This is a genomic window from Arthrobacter sp. fls2-241-R2A-172 (assembly GCF_030208885.1).
Lineage (GTDB): Bacteria > Actinomycetota > Actinomycetes > Actinomycetales > Micrococcaceae > Arthrobacter.
Genome location: NZ_JARVTB010000004.1, coordinates 473,450 through 489,948, shown reverse-complemented (window position 1 = coordinate 489,948; position 16,499 = coordinate 473,450). Strand labels below are relative to the sequence as shown.

14 protein-coding genes are annotated in these 16,499 nt (G+C 63.1%); 3 read left to right on the top strand and 11 right to left on the bottom strand.

Features of this window, described 5'->3' with window-relative positions:
- Window positions 1-86 precede the first annotated feature (86 nt).
- The 3 genes from guaB to QRM57_RS10435 form a co-directional block, all read right to left on the bottom strand.
- Window positions 87-1,598 carry an IMP dehydrogenase gene (guaB, locus tag QRM57_RS10445; protein ID WP_284986513.1) on the bottom strand — a complete coding sequence of 504 codons (1,512 nt, stop codon included), beginning with the start codon at window positions 1,596-1,598 and terminating at the stop codon, window positions 87-89.
- 240 nt (window positions 1,599-1,838) lie between these two features.
- A complete protein-coding gene (locus QRM57_RS10440; RefSeq protein WP_284986512.1) occupies window positions 1,839-3,920 on the bottom strand; it encodes an acyltransferase family protein in 2,082 nt (693 codons plus the stop codon).
- Window positions 3,917-6,016, bottom strand: coding sequence for an acyltransferase family protein (locus QRM57_RS10435; RefSeq protein ID WP_284986510.1), 2,100 nt, complete (start codon window positions 6,014-6,016; stop codon window positions 3,917-3,919). Before QRM57_RS10435 ends, QRM57_RS10440 begins: the two co-directional genes overlap by 4 nt.
- Before the next feature lie 186 nt (window positions 6,017-6,202).
- On the opposite strand from QRM57_RS10435, the gene QRM57_RS10430 reads away from it, so the two are divergent.
- Complete coding sequence (locus tag QRM57_RS10430) at window positions 6,203-7,189, top strand: DUF389 domain-containing protein (protein ID WP_284986509.1); 987 nt, start codon at window positions 6,203-6,205, stop codon at window positions 7,187-7,189.
- Between the two features lie 300 nt (window positions 7,190-7,489).
- Here the strand turns inward: QRM57_RS10430 and groL are convergent, their stop codons facing one another.
- From groL to QRM57_RS10415, 3 genes are all read right to left on the bottom strand, one after another.
- On the bottom strand, window positions 7,490-9,103 hold the full coding sequence (gene groL, locus QRM57_RS10425; protein WP_284986508.1) for a chaperonin GroEL: 1,614 nt from the start codon (window positions 9,101-9,103) through the stop codon (window positions 7,490-7,492).
- Window positions 9,104-9,187: 84 nt separating this feature from the next.
- Entirely contained in the window at window positions 9,188-9,484 is a 297-nt protein-coding gene (groES, locus tag QRM57_RS10420) for a co-chaperone GroES (RefSeq protein ID WP_011775524.1), read from the bottom strand.
- A gap of 192 nt (window positions 9,485-9,676) precedes the next feature.
- Window positions 9,677-10,039 (bottom strand): hypothetical protein, encoded by a 363-nt coding sequence (locus QRM57_RS10415; RefSeq protein WP_284986507.1) that lies wholly within the window; start codon window positions 10,037-10,039, stop codon window positions 9,677-9,679.
- Window positions 10,040-10,106: 67 nt separating this feature from the next.
- On the opposite strand from QRM57_RS10415, the gene QRM57_RS10410 reads away from it, so the two are divergent.
- Window positions 10,107-11,333, top strand: coding sequence for a THUMP-like domain-containing protein (locus QRM57_RS10410; RefSeq protein WP_284986506.1), 1,227 nt, complete (start codon window positions 10,107-10,109; stop codon window positions 11,331-11,333).
- A 4-nt stretch (window positions 11,334-11,337) separates the two neighbouring features.
- Here the strand turns inward: QRM57_RS10410 and QRM57_RS10405 are convergent, their stop codons facing one another.
- Genes QRM57_RS10405 through QRM57_RS10395 form a run of 3 tightly spaced genes read right to left on the bottom strand, consistent with a single transcriptional unit; the run spans window position 11,338 to window position 13,493 of the window.
- The gene (locus QRM57_RS10405; RefSeq protein WP_284986505.1) at window positions 11,338-12,150 is read right to left on the bottom strand and encodes a shikimate 5-dehydrogenase; all 813 of its coding nucleotides are present in this window, start codon (window positions 12,148-12,150) and stop codon (window positions 11,338-11,340) included.
- 39 nt (window positions 12,151-12,189) lie between these two features.
- Complete coding sequence (gene ykgO, locus QRM57_RS10400; RefSeq protein ID WP_011775528.1) at window positions 12,190-12,312, bottom strand: type B 50S ribosomal protein L36; 123 nt, start codon at window positions 12,310-12,312, stop codon at window positions 12,190-12,192.
- 29 nt (window positions 12,313-12,341) lie between these two features.
- Complete coding sequence (locus QRM57_RS10395; protein WP_284986504.1) at window positions 12,342-13,493, bottom strand: GTP-binding protein; 1,152 nt, start codon at window positions 13,491-13,493, stop codon at window positions 12,342-12,344.
- Between the two features lie 182 nt (window positions 13,494-13,675).
- Here QRM57_RS10395 and QRM57_RS10390 point away from each other — a divergent pair, with 182 nt between their 5' ends.
- Window positions 13,676-14,827 (top strand): glutamate--cysteine ligase, encoded by a 1,152-nt coding sequence (locus QRM57_RS10390; RefSeq protein WP_284986503.1) that lies wholly within the window; start codon window positions 13,676-13,678, stop codon window positions 14,825-14,827.
- Window positions 14,828-14,886: 59 nt separating this feature from the next.
- Here the strand turns inward: QRM57_RS10390 and tsaD are convergent, their stop codons facing one another.
- Window positions 14,887-16,020 carry a tRNA (adenosine(37)-N6)-threonylcarbamoyltransferase complex transferase subunit TsaD gene (gene tsaD / locus QRM57_RS10385; protein WP_284986502.1) on the bottom strand — a complete coding sequence of 378 codons (1,134 nt, stop codon included), beginning with the start codon at window positions 16,018-16,020 and terminating at the stop codon, window positions 14,887-14,889.
- Window positions 16,017-16,487 (bottom strand): ribosomal protein S18-alanine N-acetyltransferase, encoded by a 471-nt coding sequence (gene rimI / locus QRM57_RS10380; protein ID WP_284986613.1) that lies wholly within the window; start codon window positions 16,485-16,487, stop codon window positions 16,017-16,019. The genes tsaD and rimI overlap by 4 nt, the downstream gene beginning before the upstream one ends.
- Window positions 16,488-16,499 lie beyond the last annotated feature (12 nt).

Genomic DNA, 16,499 nt, shown 5'->3' with positions numbered 1-16,499 from the left:
GCCTATGCTTCCGGGCCGACATTTCAGCCGTCCCGGCTTAAACAGCTGGTCCCCATGGATTACTCCACGGGGACCAGCAGGTCAGATCAGCGGGAGCCGTAGTTCGGCGCCTCGACGGTCATCTGGATGTCGTGCGGGTGCGATTCCTTGAGGCCCGCCGGGGTGATACGGACGAACTTGCCGCGTGCCTTGAGCTCCGGAATGGTAGGGGCGCCCGTGTAGAACATGGTCTGACGGAGGCCGCCCACCAGTTGGTAAGCCACCGAAGCCAGCGGTCCACGGAAAGCCACCCGGCCTTCAATGCCCTCGGGGATGAGCTTGTCGTCACCGGAGACGTCGGCTTGGAAGTAGCGATCCTTGGAGTAGGACGTGTTCTTGCCGCGGGACTGCATGGCGCCGAGGGAACCCATGCCGCGGTAGCTCTTGAACTGCTTGCCGTTGACGAAGATGAGGTCTCCCGGGGACTCCTCGCAACCGGCAAGGAGGGAACCGAGCATCACGGTGTCCGCACCTGCCACCAAAGCCTTGCCGATGTCGCCGGAGTACTGAAGGCCGCCGTCGGCGATCAGCGGGACACCGGCCGGAATAGCGGCCTTGGCAGACTCGTAGATCGCTGTGATCTGCGGAACGCCCACACCTGCCACAACGCGGGTGGTGCAGATGGAGCCCGGGCCAACGCCCACCTTGATGCCGTCGGCACCGGCGTCGATCAGGGCTTGCGCACCTTCACGGGTTGCCGCCTGGCCGCCGATGACGTCCACGTGTGCCGCTACGGGATCGGACTTCAGCCGGGAAATCATATCGAGCACGCCCTGGGAGTGGCCGTTGGCCGTGTCCACGAACAAAGCGTCAACGCCTGCGTCGATAAGCTTCATGGCGCGCTCCCAGCCGTCACCAAAGAAACCGATGGCTGCGCCCACGCGGAGCCTGCCCTCATCGTCCTTGGTGGCCAGCGGGTACTGCTCGGCTTTGGTGAAGTCCTTGGTGGTGATGAGGCCCTTGAGCCGGCCCTGCTCGTCTACCAGCGGGAGCTTTTCGATCTTGTTGGTGGCCAGCTTGTGCGAGGCTTCGTCGCGGCTAATGCCAACGTGCCCAGTGATGAGGGGCATCTTGGTCATGGTGTCGGAGACGCGGCGGGTCGGGAACTCGGACTCCGGAATGAAACGGGTGTCGCGATTGGTGACGATGCCCAGGAGGCGGCCTTCGGGATCCACCACCGGGAGACCGGAAACACGGTAGCGGGAACACAGTTCGTCCAGTTCCTGCAGCGTGGCCTCGGGGTTGATGGTCAGCGGGTTGGTGATCATCCCGGACTCGCTGCGCTTTACCCGGTCCACGTGCTCGGCCTGGTCGTCAATGGAAAGGTTGCGGTGGACAACGCCCAAGCCACCCTGGCGGGCCATGGCAATCGCCATGCGGGACTCGGTCACGGTGTCCATCGCGGCGGAAAGCAGCGGGGTCTGCACGGTGATGCGCTTGGAAATGCGTGACGTGGTGTCTGCCTCGGACGGAATGACATCGGTGTGTCCGGGGAGCAGCAGGACGTCGTCGTACGTCAGGCCAATGAAGCCAAACGGATTATGTTCGGGCTGGGTCATGAGTGTGCGCCTCTTACCTGGGTTCTTGGGGGCTTAACTGGTAGGGGTTGCAACTGATGACCAGCCCGTCATTACGGGACTGGCCTGTGCATAGGTACTGCATGGCAGAAGGTGCTGCCGGTATTGAATAAATAGTAGAACCTCCGCGGCGATCGCCATATTCCACGACGCCTGACTGTGAGCAACAGCACTGGCGGCAGGTCGCCGTCGTACGTTTTCTGGGCGCCGCAGGACGCGGGACTAGCTGTCAGACCAGCCCGTAGCGGCCAGCAACCGTTGCTCGAACATCGGGATCATGGTCTGCACGTACGTCTTGCTGAGGTGGTTGTCATCCTTGTAGACGTACACATTGCCCACGACTGCCGGGCATGTTCCCTGCTCACAAATGAAGTCGCTCATGTCCATCAGGAACAAGCGGTCGACTTTGCCAACGTAGTCGTCCAACGGCGAGGATGCTGCCAAAGATTCCTCCAGCGGAACATTGCAGTCGGGCGAATCCTTGCCCTTTTTCTGGACGCACTCCGGCATGTTGAAACTGAATCGCGGGTTATCCCGGACGCCCACCACGTCAATGCCAAGGTCCGTGAAAGGTTTGATGCCCTCAAGGTAGCCCGGCACTTCAGTTTCGAACGGCGCGTCCACGTGCGTCAGCGACGCCACCGTGAACACGGCATCAGGCTTGTGCTCCAGGACGTAAGCGGAGCTTGCCCTGTTGAAGTCGTTGCAAAAATCGGCCCGCTCCGACGATTGCGCTCCGAACCGGCAGCCGCCTTTAAGGAGCGTCACCACCTCCCAGCCATGCTGCTTGGCGATGGGGCCCAAGGCAGCCATGTACTGCTGGGAATGCGAGTCCCCCAGCACGACAATTCTCTTGGTGACCACCTCAGGCTCCCCGTTCTGGAGGCAGCCCTCCAGCACAGGATCACTGGGCACGTTGTCCCCGGTGCACTCACCATCAACGTTCGCCCACTCATCCTTCATGGCCGCCGGCGCAGGGATGACCAGGGCCTCCGCCGACGGCTCCCCCGCATAATCCGGGGACAGTGCGGCCGCGCCCGGGGTCAGATCATGGGGCTGGGAGGCAATTGCCGTTGCCTCTGCAGTAATGGCGCCCTGCCAGGCAGTGACCGGCAACGCCAACAGCGCACCGCAGGAGACAATCACGACGGCGGCACGCCAGGACCGCACGTCCGGCCACTTCCAGCGCCGCAACGGTTGCTCGACGTACCTGGTAGTGGCCACCGCAAGCACTGCGGCGGCGGCCATAATGCCCATACCTTCCAGGATGTTCGGCGTGGTGGTCCCGGAAGCGAGCAGGAAGAACACCAGGATGGGCCAGTGCCACAGGTACAGGGCGTAGGAAATACCTCCCACAGCGACCAACGGGCGGGAACTGAGGATCCGGTCAACACCCCACCTGCTGCCGCTCTGCCCCGCGACGATGACAGCCGCCGCAGCCAGGGTGGGCCACAGTGCCACGAAGCCCGGGAAGGAACGGTCAACCGTGAGCAGCAGCCCACAGGAGAGCATGGCTGCGATGCCGGCCCAGCCCAGGAAAACCCGGAGTCTCCGCCCCGGTTTCAGGTATGGCAGGGCCAGCGCAAGCAAGGAACCCAGGGCGAACTCCCACAGTCGGGCGCGGGTGTCGAAGTAGGCGTAGGCCTGGTTGCTGTAGGTCTCCCGGATCGAGAACAGCAGTGACGCCACGAACACCACAGCGAACGCCACGAAAAGCAGCTGCCGGTGACCAACGGCTTTCCGCCCCGGAAACCGTTTGGCAAGGTGCGGCTGCAACAGTGCAATGCCGGCAAAGATCAGCGGCCAAAGAATGAACACCTGACCCTGCACCGACAGCGACCAGAAGTGCTGGAGCGGGCTGGCATCCACATGCTGCTGGGCGTAGTAGTCCACTGCGAAGGCAGCAAGCTGCCAGTTTTGCCGGTACAGGAGGGAAGCCCACGCTTCAGTGAGGACATCGGGCCAACGGCTCTGCGGGATAAGTGCCCAGGTCCCGGCGAGGATCGCCAGCAACACCACGACGACGGCCGGCAGCAAACGCTTGAAAACGTGCAGCCAGTGCCCCACAAGGCGCAAGGGCCGGTTAGCCTCAAGTTTGCGGGTGAAGGACAACGTCAACAGGAACGCCGAGATCAACAGGAAAACGTCTACCCCGCCGGAAACCTTGCCGAGCCAGATATGGTAGGCCGCCACCATGACCACAGCCAAGGCACGCAGGCCCTGGACTTCCGGACGGAAGCGGCGTTCCGACGTCGTGGTTTCCGGGGTTCCTGACGCAGCCGTGGCGCTCTGGGTTTCCATCATTCTTGCCACCCGGTCGCGGCAAACCACCTCTCGTCGAACATCTCGCTCATGCTGGTGACGTAAGTCTTGGACAAGTGGTTGTCGTCCAAATACACGAACACGTTTCCCACGACGCTCGGGCACGTGACGCCGTCGCAGAGGAGGTCAGTCATGTCCAGGAACGCAGCGTTGCCAAAAGTTCCCTGTAGTGCGGCAAAGGGGCTTTGGGCGGCAAGGACCTCAGTCTCATCCGATTTGCAATCGGCACTGTCAACGCCCTTGGCCAGTGCGCATTCAGTGACGTTGTAGTCGTACCGCGGGTTGTCACGGATGGCGACCACCCCGATGCCCAGGTCATTGAAGTTAGTTACAGTCTGCTCGAAGCCGTGAACCAGCTGCTCGTCCGGAGAGGACGGGGATGCCGCAGTCCCAACCATGAATACGGTGTCCGGTAACTTTTCCGCAGCGTATTTGAATGCCGCAGCATTGAAGTCGTTGCAGGCGTCGTCGGCATCCGGATTCTCCGGCATGAAATGGCATCCGCCCAGAAGCAGGGCCGTGACCCTCCAGTGGTGGACCTCGGCGAGAGGTCCAATCGCGGCGAGCCACTGCTGTGAATGCGAGTCGCCCAACACCAAAATGCTCTTGGTGGCGTCAGCCCCCACGTCATTCTGCTGGCATTTCTCCTGAAGCATCTTGTCTTCGGGCTTGGAGTCCCCCTCGCAGGGGCCTGCAAGTGTTGCCCAGTCCTCAGGCAGTTGCTCGGGAGTAGGCAGGGTTTTGGCGTCCTGGCCGACCAGGTCCACATAGCCAGGAAGGAGCGCGTGGGCGCCAGGATTGTCATTGAAAGCCTGCGCCTGGGCGGCTTGCAAGTCCAGATACTGCTTGAACTGGAATCCGAACAGCGGCGCACACGCCACGGCCAGGCAGGCAGCGATAGCAATGGCGGAGCGACGGCGGTTCACCTCCGGCCACTTCCATTCCCGGAACGGCTTCTCCACGTACTTGGTGGTGAGGAAGGCCAGTACCAAAGCCAGGGCAATGATCAGTGTTCCGGAGAGCCAGCCCGCATGGTCCTTGCCGCTCCAGGCCAAGGCGATCACCAGAATGGGCCAGTGCCAAAGGTAGAGGGCGTAGGAGTTGTCACCCAGCCGGACCAGGAATCGTGAGCTCAGGATCCTGTCAACGCCCAGCCGGCTGCCGGTCTGGCCAGCGGCGATCACCGCGACTGCAGCAAGCGTTGGCCACAGAGCAACGAAACCCGGGAAGGCAGTCTGGACCTGCAGCAGGATCCCGCAACTGAGCATCGCGGCCACTCCGATCCAGCCCATGATGACGCGGACCGGCTTGGCGAAGTTCAGGCCAGGCAAAACCAGCGCGAGCAACGTTCCCAGCGCGAACTCCCACAGTCGGGCAAAGGTATCGAAGTACGCCACAGCCTGGTTATTGGCCGTGAAAATGATCGAGTATGCCAGCGAGACAACGAAGATGATCGCAAAGACATAGGCGAGCGTCGCCCGGTACCTCAGGCTGAAGCGCCGGCACAGGAGCGCTACTGAGGCGAAGATCGCGGGCCACAAAATGAAGACCTGGCCCTGGATGGACAGCGACCAGAAGTGCTGCAGCGGACTCGCCAGGCTATGGTCCGCAGCGTAGTAGTCAACCGCGAGGCCCTGCAGGAGCCAGTTTTCGTAGTAGAACAGCGAAGCCCACCCTTGGTTGACCACCTCGACCCAGCGGGTGGCCGGCAGGAAGACGAAGCTGGCCGCGAGTGTCGCGAGGAGGACCACCACGACGGCGGGGAGCAGGCGGCGGAACAGGTGCAGCCAGTGCCGCAGCAGGTCCATCGGCCGGCGTTGTTTATACCGTCCAGTGAACTGCAGGGTCATGAGGAACGCCGAGATGAGGAGGAAGACATCCACGCCCCCGGAGACCCTCCCAATCCAGACGTGGTAGCTCACCACCATCAAGACAGCAAGCGACCTCAGACCTTGGATTTCAGGGCGGAACTTCGACTTTCCAACGGGTCCCGAAGCCCGCCTGCCGGGTCGGGCAGGAGCTGGGATCGTTGGCGTAGTCACGTTAGGCAGTTCCTCAAAAGCTGTGGCACAAAGCATCCATCATACGCGGTCGGGCCGCGCCAACCCATTTGGGTCCGTGATCCGGGATGCGTTCCAAGGCCCCCATTAGCTCAGGTTCAGCTATGGATTATCCCAGTCTTGGCTGTGCGTCGCCTGTGCCCGTTGCGCCCTCCGGACCGTCCCGGGAACTACGCTGAAACCTGATGCAACGGAGGGAGCGCCATGATCGTCCAGCTGCGCCTATGCGTGCCGGCGGAATTGTCTGATTCGGTTCTGGAATGCTGCCTTGAGCAGAACGGAGCGGCCGAAACGGCGGTAAACAAGGGAGCCTCCGTGGAGCCGCCGGGGGACGTCATAACAGTCCAAATCGCACGGGAATCCGCCGAAGAGCTGATACAAAGGCTGCACACCCTGAAGCTTCCGGAACTCGGCTCCATCTCAGTTTCCTCACCGGATCTGGTCCTGTCCGCACGCGCGGATGAGGCCGAGGCGTCCGCCCCCGGGGAATCCGCCGATTCCGTCATCTGGGACGAGGTATCCCGGCAAACCGGGGAGGACTCGAAACTGACGTGGAGTTTCCTCGCGTTCCTCATCATTGCCGCTCAGTTGGCGGCGATCGGAATTGTGACCGATTCCACCATCGCCATAGTCGGTGCCATGGTGGTTGGCCCGGAGTTCGGCCCGCTCGCTGCGTTGTCCGTGGGGTTGGTGGAACGGAAGTGGCGCCTGGTACGGAGTTCCTGCCTGGCTCTTGGAGTCGGGTTCCCTGTGGCGATGGCCGTGACTGCAGCAGCAGCATGGTTGTCGGTACCGCTGGGTTTGTTTCCCGCTGACGCTCTCGACCAGGGATCCGCGGTGGAGTTCATCTACCATCCTGGGCCGTACTCGCTGATTGTGGCCGCACTCGCCGGCGCTGCAGGGATGCTGTCCATGATCAGCCACAGGTCTTCTGCCCTGGTGGGAGTGTTTATCTCCGTTACCACTGTGCCAGCGGCCGGCTATGTTGCTGTGGCCCTCGTCCTGGGTGAATACAGCAAGGCTGCGGGATCGGCGATGCAGCTCGCCCTGAACCTTGTGGGCATCGTGGCAGCTGCCGCCGCGGTGCTGGTGTTTTACCGGCTCATAGGCAAGCGCGCATCCTCGATCCGGCGGCCAACTGCTCCCACGGCTACCGCACGACGATTCGGAGCAACCCGGCGGGCCAGGTAGCTGGCTGCTGGGGCCCAACGCTCCACCACATCCCACCCCCTTCAGCCCGACGCTCCACCCCACCCGGGTCGTGGGTGAGCGTCCCGGCCAAACGGGCGGGGCGTGAGAGAGCGTCCCGGCCAAACAGGCGGAACATGAGAGAGCGCCCACCACAAACGGGCGGAACATGAGAGAGCGTCCCGGCCAAACAGGCGGAACATGAGAGAGCGCCCACCCCAAATAGGCGGGACGTGAGCGAGCGCGCACAGCAAAAAACCCCGGCCACGAATCAACGTGGCCGGGGTTTTTGGCGCAGACAGCTTAGTGCTGGTGGCCTGCGTGTGCGTCTTCTTCCTCGGCCGGCTTTTCGGCAACCAGGGTCTCGGTGGTGAGAACCAGGGCAGCGATGGAAGCGGCGTTGCGGAGTGCGGAGCGGGTGACCTTGACGGGGTCGATCACGCCAGCGGCGATCAGGTCCTCGTACTCGCCGGACTTGGCGTTGAAGCCGTGGTTGGCTTCCAGCTCGGAGACCTTGGCCGTCACTACGAAGCCGTCGAAGCCGGCGTTCTGTGCGATCCAGCGGAGGGGCTGAACCAGTGCGCGGCGGACGATGCCAACGGCTGCTGCCGCGTCACCTTCGAGTGCCTTGACGGCCGGGGACTCGTCCAGCGCCTTGAGGGCGTGGATGAGTGCGGAACCGCCACCGGAAACGATGCCTTCTTCAAGGGCTGCACGCGTGGAGGAAACGGCGTCCTCGATGCGGTGCTTCTTTTCCTTCAGCTCGACCTCGGTGGCTGCGCCAACCTTGATCACACCGATGCCGCCGGCGAGCTTGGCGAGGCGTTCCTGCAGCTTTTCCTTGTCCCAGTCGGAGTCCGTCCGGGTCAGTTCGGCACGCAGCTGTGCAACGCGGTCGGCCACGTCCTGGGCGGAGCCAGCGCCGTCAACGATGGTGGTGTTGTCCTTGGTGACCGTGATGCGGCGTGCGGTACCGAGTACCTCGAGGCCAACGGAGTCCAAGGTCAGGCCGAGGTCCGGGGAAACAACCTGCGCGCCGGTGAGCGTGGCGATGTCCTGGAGCATGGCCTTGCGGCGGTCGCCGAAGCCCGGGGCCTTGACGGCGACAACGTTGAGCGTGCCGCGGATGCGGTTGACGATCAGCGTGGAAAGGGCTTCGCCTTCGATGTCTTCAGCAATGATGAAGAGCGGCTTGTTGGCCTGCAGGGCCTTCTCCAGCAGCGGCAGGAAGTCCTGCAGCGAGGAGATCTTGCCCTGGTTGATCAGGATGAGGGCGTCCTCGAGGACGGCTTCCTGGCGCTCAGCGTCGGTGACGAAGTACGGGGACAGGTAGCCCTTGTCGAACTGCATGCCTTCGGTCAGGACCAGCTCGGTCTGCGTGGTGGAGGACTCTTCGATGGTGATGACACCGTCTTTGCCCACCTTGCCGAAAGCTTCGGCCAGCAGTTCGCCAACCTCGTCGCTCTGGGCAGAGATAGCGGCAACGTTGGCAACCTGGGTGCCTTCGACTTCGCGGGCGTTCTCCAGGAGGCGGGCAGCCACGGCTTCAACCGCAACCTCAATGCCACGCTTGATCTCGCCGGGAGCGGCGCCGGCTGCAACGTTGCGCAGGCCTTCCTTGACCAAGGCCTGGGCCAGCACGGTAGCCGTGGTGGTGCCGTCGCCGGCGACGTCGTTGGTCTTGGTGGCTACTTCCTTGGCCAGCTGGGCGCCAAGGTTCTCGTAGGGGTCGTCAAGCTCAACTTCGCGGGCGATGGTGACGCCGTCGTTGGTGATCGTGGGAGCGCCCCACTTCTTGTCCAGCACGACGTTGCGGCCGCGCGGACCAAGCGTCACCTTGACAGTGTTGGCGAGCTTGTCGATACCGGCCTCAAGAGACCGGCGGGCAGCATCGTTAAAAGCAAGCTGCTTTGCCATGGTTGTGTCCTTTCAAGACAGAAAACCCGCACCGCTGACGGGTCGGAATGATTCCAACGCGGCGGCGGTGCGGGCTCCGGGAAGTTACTTTACGACGATCGCGAGGACGTCGCGGGCGGACAGAACGAGGTACTCGTTGCCACCGGTCTTGACTTCGGTTCCACCGTACTTGGAGTAGATGACGACGTCGCCAACAGCTACGTCAACCGGTACGCGGTTTCCGTTGTCATCGAAGCGGCCGGGGCCGATTGCAACAACTTCGCCTTCCTGCGGCTTCTCCTGTGCGGAGTCCGGAATAACCAGGCCGGAAGCCGTGGTCTGCTCTGCTTCGAGCGGGCGAACAACAATACGATCCTCAAGAGGCTTAATCGAGACCGACACTCGGACTCTCCTTTTCATGAGCTGATTCATGGACTAAGAACTGGGGTGCCGGGGCGTGCAACCGTCGTCGCGGTGCCGGAGGAACGCCTGGCGTGGTTAGCACCCTCCGGGGGAGAGTGCTAATAAGACTCTATGTAAGCGTTAGCACTCGGTCAAGGTGAGTGCCAGCATTTCGTCATGGGTGAACTCCCGTCACCGTCCGGTGAGGTCGTCCAGGCCGTAGTCCTCGCCGTCGTCGTCCCCATCCACGGGGGCATTGCCGCGGTTCCGGTACAGCACCACTGCGGACAGGACAGCCACGACGCCGGAGATCACCAGGGCGATAATCCCGCCGATGCGGGCGCCGCTGTACAGGTCGCGGATCTCCCGTGCTTCATCGGTGGCATCGTTGACGCTTTTGCCGGTGACGGAGTATGCGGCCGCATTGAAGGAGTCCAAGGCCAGGATGATGATGAGCAGGGCTATGCAGACCACGGCTATCACGATGCCCGCAATAAGTGCGGGACGGGCATATTTGGTGATGCGGGACGGCTGTGCGGCTGCGTTGTCTTCCATGAAAACAACCCTATCTGGCTGATTCCCAAGTCACGCTGTCATATCCTGCGACGTTAGGCTTGATCCCATGCCTCACGCACCGCAGGAACAGATCGCGCCCTTGCTGACCACCGAAGGATGGGAACTTCTTGCCTCACTGGGGCCTTACAAGGAAGCCGACGCATTCAGCGTCAACGCCGACCTCCGGAAAGCGGGCCACTCCCCCGAACTCGTCGCTGCCGTCCTGACGCAATCCCGCCTCCGGACCCGGGCAGAGGCCAAGTTCGGCGAATTTGCCCGCCAAATGCTGTTCACCCAGGCCGGGTTGGAGCAGGCGACCCGGTTGAACGTCGCCGCCCGGCACGCCGAGCGCTTTGCACAGGCCGGCGTTTCGCATGTCGCGGACCTCGGTTGCGGCCTGGGAGCTGACTCGATGGCCATGGCGTCCATGGAGATCGCCGTGACTGCTGTTGAGATGGACGAGACGACTGCTGCCTGCGCCACGATCAACCTGATCCCCTTCCCGCACGCCACAGTGGTCCACGCGGACGCTACCTCCGTAGAGCTGGACGGTATCGATGGAGTGTGGCTGGATCCCGCCCGACGCACCACGTCCACCTCCGGAACAAAGCGGATCTGGGACCCCGAGGCCTTCTCTCCCCCTCTGTCGTTCGTGGAAAACCTGGCTGCCACGGGGCGCGCCATTGGCGTCAAGATGGGTCCGGGCATCCCTCACGATTCCGTGCCCGCAGGTTGCGAGGCGCAGTGGGTTTCCGTCCTCGGTGATGTCACCGAGGTCACGCTGTGGTTCAACGCGGTGGCGCGCCCGGGGGTACGGCGCGCAGCGTTGGTCCTCGGCAGCCAGGGCGCTGCCGAAATCACCAGCGGCGAGGATTTCGACGGCGGTCCGGTAGCCGCCGTCGGGCCGGTGGAAGGATTCCTGTACGAACCGGATGGGGCGGTGATCCGCGCGGGCCTGGTGGCCGATGTCGCTGAACGCCTCGGCGGTCACTTGGTGGATGAGCACATCGCCTACATCTGCGCCCCGGCGTTACACGACACCCCGTTCGCCCGCGCCTACAAAGTGCTGGAAGTCATGCCGTACAACGTCAAGGCCCTGAAAGCCTGGGTGAAGACCAACGGCATCACGGTGCTGGACATCAAGAAACGCGGTACGGCAGTCACCCCCGAAGAGCTGCGGAAGCAGTTGCTTCCCGCCAAGCCCGGCAAGGGCCAAGCGAAAACAGCCACCCTGGTCCTCACCAGGATCGGCGAGGAGCGAGTGGCTGTCGTGGTGGAGCCGGTGTCTGCTTAGGGTTTCAGCGGCGCGAGAATTCAGAAGCGTCGCGCACCTGGCCGGGGGTCGGACGCACCCCCGTGTAGAGGACGAATTGTTCTTCGGCCTGGATGGCGATGACTTCGGCACCCGTGATCACCGGTTTGCCGGCTGAACGCGCAGCGGTAATCAGGGGCGTCTCCGACGGCAGCGCAACGACGTCGAATACCACTTGTGCGGCAGCGATCGTCGCGTCATCGAAGGACTGGGCCGATTCGTCGGCACCTGCCATTCCCAAGGGAGTGACGTTGATGATGAGGTCCGCCGTCGAACCGTTGACGTCGTCCTGCCAGCCGAAACCGTAGAGGTCGGCGAGGGCGCGGCCGGCGGTTTCATTACGGGCCACGATGGTGACGGCGGTGAAGCCCGCGTCGCGTAGCGCTGCCGCTACGGCCTTGGCCATGCCGCCCGCTCCACGGAGGAGCACGGTGTGGCTGCTGGGGACCTCATGGTCCTTCAAGAGCCGCGCTATGGCGATGTAGTCGGTGTTGTAGGCGGTGAGGACACCGTCGTCGTTCACGATGGTGTTCACCGAATCAATGGCTTTGGCCGACGGATCCATCACGTCAACCAGCGGAATGACCGCTTCCTTGTAGGGCATGGACACCGCGGCGCCCCGGATGGGGAGGCCGCGGATGCCCGCCACCGCGAGGGTGATGTCAGCCGGTGCGAACGCCTTATAGACAAAGTTCAGGCCGAGCAGATCGTACAAATAATTGTGGAACCGGGTGCCGATGTTGCTGGGCCGGGCCGCGAGCGAAATGCACAGGGACATGTCTTTGTTCAGGATGGGCATCCACCCATTAAACAACGGCTTGTCGGCCCAGCACCGGGATCAGCCCTGCCGCGCCTTCATCCGCGGGTTGTTCTTGTTGATGACGAAGGTGCGTCCACGCCTCCGGACGATCTGCGCTCCGGGGATCTTCTTGAGCGCACGCAGTGAGTTCCTGACCTTCATGGTGTTTCTCCTTTTGTTGGTGGTGCGGCTTAGAGGGCGTCGCTGAGTTCCAGGGGATCGTCCCAGACGCCAAAGTCCAGTTCCATTTCCGCCTCCGTCAGTTGGCATTCGTCCAGGAGCCCGCGGATTACGCGGGCATCAATATCTTCCGAGCGCCCGGTCATCGCCAATACCGTGCCGCGGTCGCCGTGGCTCGGATGCCAGTCAAGGACGGAGTCGACGTCGGGACCCGGCTTGCCTGCGGACGTGCCAGCGGGCGCCACATCGGCCGAATCCGCGAGCCACTTCCCCGCGCTTTCGAGCCAAACCCTCGGTCCGATTCCCTGGACGGCGATCCGTGTGGCGGGAGCAGAGGCAATCCATAGCCGGCCACGCATCCAATGCGTACCCGCGGCCAACCGTGGCAGTGCATCACGGAAGCGGCCCGGATGCAGTGGGCGGCTCGCTTTGTGAAGCACCGTGCGGAAGGAACCTGGCGTTTCGCTCGCCGCCACATGGACGACGCCGGGCCGGTTACGTGCCGCGGTTTCGGCCTGGTCGAAGCAGCCCGGACGGTAGGGGTCGGCCGTACCGACGGCAGCGGCATGCGGTGCCAATTCGACGAGCAATTCCATGCCGGTCGCCCATGACGCCGATCCTTCAGGGTGGGCGCCCGTCAACGTTGCGCCCAGGCCCGGATAAACCATGACCGTGTCCACGTGGCCGAACTCCCCGATAAGGAACTCACCGCTGGTGCGGTCATCCTGCGGCATGGACGTGAAGCCGGACTCGAACAAGGTGTGGCGGTCCCAGATGTGGTCATCGAGGTCTGCGGGATCCAACGCCAACACAGCATTGTCGATGACAGCCGGGCGGCTGAGCCCCTGGCGAAGCTCGGCAACTGCCATCCCGGCGGCGACGCCCGGCGGCAAGCCAAGCACCACATGGTCGAACCCGTATGCGGCGAGGCGTTCCGCCGTCGGTACGACGTCGAGCCGAACGGTGCAGCTGAGGCAGCCGTGCTCCAGGACTGTCGTTTCGCGTTCAACCAGGCGTCCATCCCGGTAAACCCTGCGCAGGACCAGCGAACCATCCAGCAGGTCATGGAGAACCACTGCCGAGTTGGCGTGGGTTCGACCCAACCTCCCCGTGGCTGCTTCCCGGCATTGGCTGTCGAGGGAACTGACGACTGTGAGATGCATGCGTTTATACTAATGAGAATCATTCTATTTAGCAAATGACGACTCATTGCGGGCCTGGGCCCCTCGATATCACGGGTGTTCCGGCTGCATTAGACTTGATTCGACCGCTGGCGGCCCCGCAGCGGGGAATCGTGTCCGGCTGACACAACACAAGGCCGGAAAGTACAAATTGAGGGGACTACGTGCAGATTGATTTTGCGCCATCCAGGCAGTCGACACTGGGTGTGGAATGGGAGTTGGCGCTCGTCAATGCACGCACCGGGGAACTGGTATCGGTCGCAAACGATGTCCTGAAGGGCGTCGCCGCGAACCACCCGGACCTCAACGAGGACGACGAACACCCCCATATCAAGCGCGAACTGCTGCTGAATACCGTGGAGCTTGTCACCGGGATCTGCGAAACGGTCAAGGACGCCAAAGAGGACCTCAGCCGCTCCCTTGCAGCTGTCCGCGAAGTCACCGACCCCATGGGCGTTGAGGTGTTCTGCGCAGGCAGCCACCCCTTCAGCCCTCCCCTGCTCCAGCCTGTCACCGACAAAGAGCGCTACGCCAAGCTCATTGAGCGGACCCAGTGGTGGGGACGCCAAATGGTCATCTACGGCGTCCACGTCCACGTGGGCATCGATCGCCGGGACAAAGTCCTGCCCGTCCTCGATGGCCTGGTCAATTACTTCCCGCATTTCCAGGCATTGTCTGCCTCCAGCCCCTACTGGGCAGGCGAGGAAACCGGCTACGCTTCCCAGCGGGCCCTGATGTTCCAGCAGCTTCCCACGGCCGGGTTGCCCTTCCAGTTCGAAACCTGGGAGGCCTACGAGTCCTACGTCCAGGACATGTTCACCACCGGGGTTATCGACGCCACCTCAGAAATCCGATGGGATATCCGGCCGGTAGCCAACCTGGGCACCATCGAAATGCGCATCTGCGATGGCCTTGCCACCCTCGAAGAAGTTGGAGCCATCGCTGCACTGACCCAATGCCTGGTGGACGAATTTTCCTCCATCCTGGACGCCGGTGGCAGCATCCCCACCATGCCACCCTGGCATGTGCAGGAGAATAAATGGCGCGCCGCCCGCTACGGCATGGAAGCCATCATCATCCTGGACGCAGACGGCAACGAACAGCTCGTCACCGAGCACCTCGCGGAAACAGTAGCCCGGCTGGAACCGGTAGCTGCCAAGCTGGGCTGCTCCGAGGAGCTGGCCGACGTCCTACGGATCATCGAGCGCGGCGCCAGCTACCAACGCCAACGCAGGGTAGCCGCTGAGCACGATGGCGACCTGCAAGCCGTTGTGATGGACCTCGTCCAGCAAATGCGCAAAGGCCCCGACGCCTAACTTCCGGCTTGGTGGCATGACCGGGTTAACACCCGGGAGTTAATACCCTTTGGGCTGGATTACGCCTGGGCAGGCAGTGACACCGAAGTGACCGGCATGGACGAGTCCGGCGCGAAGGCAAGTCCGCTCGGCCCGATGCCCGCCATGATCAACTGCGAACCCAATGCCGCCACCATGGCGCCGTTGTCAGTACAGAGGTCCAAGGGCGGGACGTGGAGGGTGATCCCGGCTGAGGTACAGCGCTGGCGGGTCAATTCGCGCAGCCGTGAGTTCGCTGCGACGCCGCCGCCCAACAGGACATCGGTGATGCCGTTCTCCTGGCACGCAAGGACCGCCTTGGAACTGATGACATCAACCACGGCTTCCTGGAAGGCCGCCGCAATGTCGGCCACGGGCACTTCCTCGCCGCGGGCCTCGAACTGCTCCACACAGCGGGCCACGGCTGTCTTCAGTCCACTGAACGACCAGTCGTAGCGGTGTGGGCCCTTGTCCTCGGCGGTCCCCATGTACTTGGGCTGAGTAAGTCCCCGCGGGAAACGGATGGATTTCGGATTACCCTGGCGGGCCAGCTTGTCGATGGCAGGGCCACCGGGATAGCCAAGGCCAAGGATGCGGGCCACTTTGTCATAGGCCTCGCCGGCCGCGTCATCGATGGTTGAGCCCAGCAGCTCAACGTCGTCCGTGATGCTCCTGATCCTGAGGATCTCCGTGTGGCCACCCGACACCAGGAGCGCGCCAAGGTTCTCCGGCAACTGACCGGCGCCCAAGCCGGCGGCAGCACCGGCGTCGGGCTTTCCATCCAGCAGGCCGACGCCCACGTGGGCCACCAGGTGGTTGATCGCGTACAGCGGCTTGCCGGTGGCCAAGGCCAAGGCCTTCGCGGCACAAACGCCCACCATCAAGGCGCCGGCAAGGCCAGGTCCTGACGTGACTGCAATGGCGTCGATGTCCTCCAGCGTGACACCGGCTTCATGCAATGATTCCTGCAGCGTGGGAACAAAGGCATCCAGGTGGGCCCGGGAAGCGATCTCGGGGATGACACCACCGAAGCGCACATGCTCGTCCATGGATGAAGACACCGTGTTGGTCAGCAACGTGGTCCCCCGGACGATCCCGACACCGGTCTCATCACACGAAGACTCAATGCCGAGCACCAGCGGCTGCTTCAGTTCCTGCGGAAAAGTCGCGGTCATGCCGGAGCTCCTTCAGAAGAAGTGGAATCGGTCAGCGGGAGGCGCATGATCAGGGCGTCGGTGCCATCCCGGTAATAGCGCGGGCGGACGTGGATCTGTTCGAACCCGAAACGTACGTACAGCCTCTGGGCGCGCGGGTTGTCCGCGCGGACCTCCAGGAGTACGTCCGCGGCCCGCCTGCGCCGCGCCTCTTCGATGAGTTCGGTCAGGACCGCCGAGCCGATGCCTTGGCCTTCGAATTCAGGCACGACGGCGATCGTCTGGACATCCGCGATGGGCTCGATGCACATCAGCCCGGCATAGGCCACGATCTCCCCAGCGACCTCTGCAACCACGTAGCGGCGGGTTTCGGGCTGGGCCAATTCGTCAAAGAACATCTGCAGCGGCCAGGCATCCACGGGGAACAACCGACGTTCCAACGCCTCGACCACGGGAATATCGGCCTCGGTCATGTCGCGCAGCGACATCTCAGCGGCCCC

Excerpts from the sequence above, each read along its gene's own strand:
- guaB (WP_284986513.1), bottom strand. The coding sequence starts at position 1,598 with ATGACCCAGCCCGAACATAATCCGTTTGGCTTCATTGGCCTGACGTAC.
- QRM57_RS10440 (WP_284986512.1), bottom strand. The coding sequence starts at position 3,920 with ATGATGGAAACCCAGAGCGCCACGGCTGCGTCAGGAACCCCGGAAACC.
- QRM57_RS10435 (WP_284986510.1), bottom strand. The coding sequence starts at position 6,016 with ATGCTTTGTGCCACAGCTTTTGAGGAACTGCCTAACGTGACTACGCCA.
- QRM57_RS10430 (WP_284986509.1), top strand. The coding sequence starts at position 6,203 with ATGATCGTCCAGCTGCGCCTATGCGTGCCGGCGGAATTGTCTGATTCG.
- groL (WP_284986508.1), bottom strand. The coding sequence starts at position 9,103 with ATGGCAAAGCAGCTTGCTTTTAACGATGCTGCCCGCCGGTCTCTTGAG.
- QRM57_RS10415 (WP_284986507.1), bottom strand. The coding sequence starts at position 10,039 with ATGGAAGACAACGCAGCCGCACAGCCGTCCCGCATCACCAAATATGCC.
- QRM57_RS10410 (WP_284986506.1), top strand. The coding sequence starts at position 10,107 with ATGCCTCACGCACCGCAGGAACAGATCGCGCCCTTGCTGACCACCGAA.
- QRM57_RS10405 (WP_284986505.1), bottom strand. The coding sequence starts at position 12,150 with ATGCCCATCCTGAACAAAGACATGTCCCTGTGCATTTCGCTCGCGGCC.
- ykgO (WP_011775528.1), bottom strand. The coding sequence starts at position 12,312 with ATGAAGGTCAGGAACTCACTGCGTGCGCTCAAGAAGATCCCCGGAGCG.
- QRM57_RS10395 (WP_284986504.1), bottom strand. The coding sequence starts at position 13,493 with ATGCATCTCACAGTCGTCAGTTCCCTCGACAGCCAATGCCGGGAAGCA.
- tsaD (WP_284986502.1), bottom strand. The coding sequence starts at position 16,020 with ATGACCGCGACTTTTCCGCAGGAACTGAAGCAGCCGCTGGTGCTCGGC.
- rimI (WP_284986613.1), bottom strand. The coding sequence starts at position 16,487 with ATGTCGCTGCGCGACATGACCGAGGCCGATATTCCCGTGGTCGAGGCG.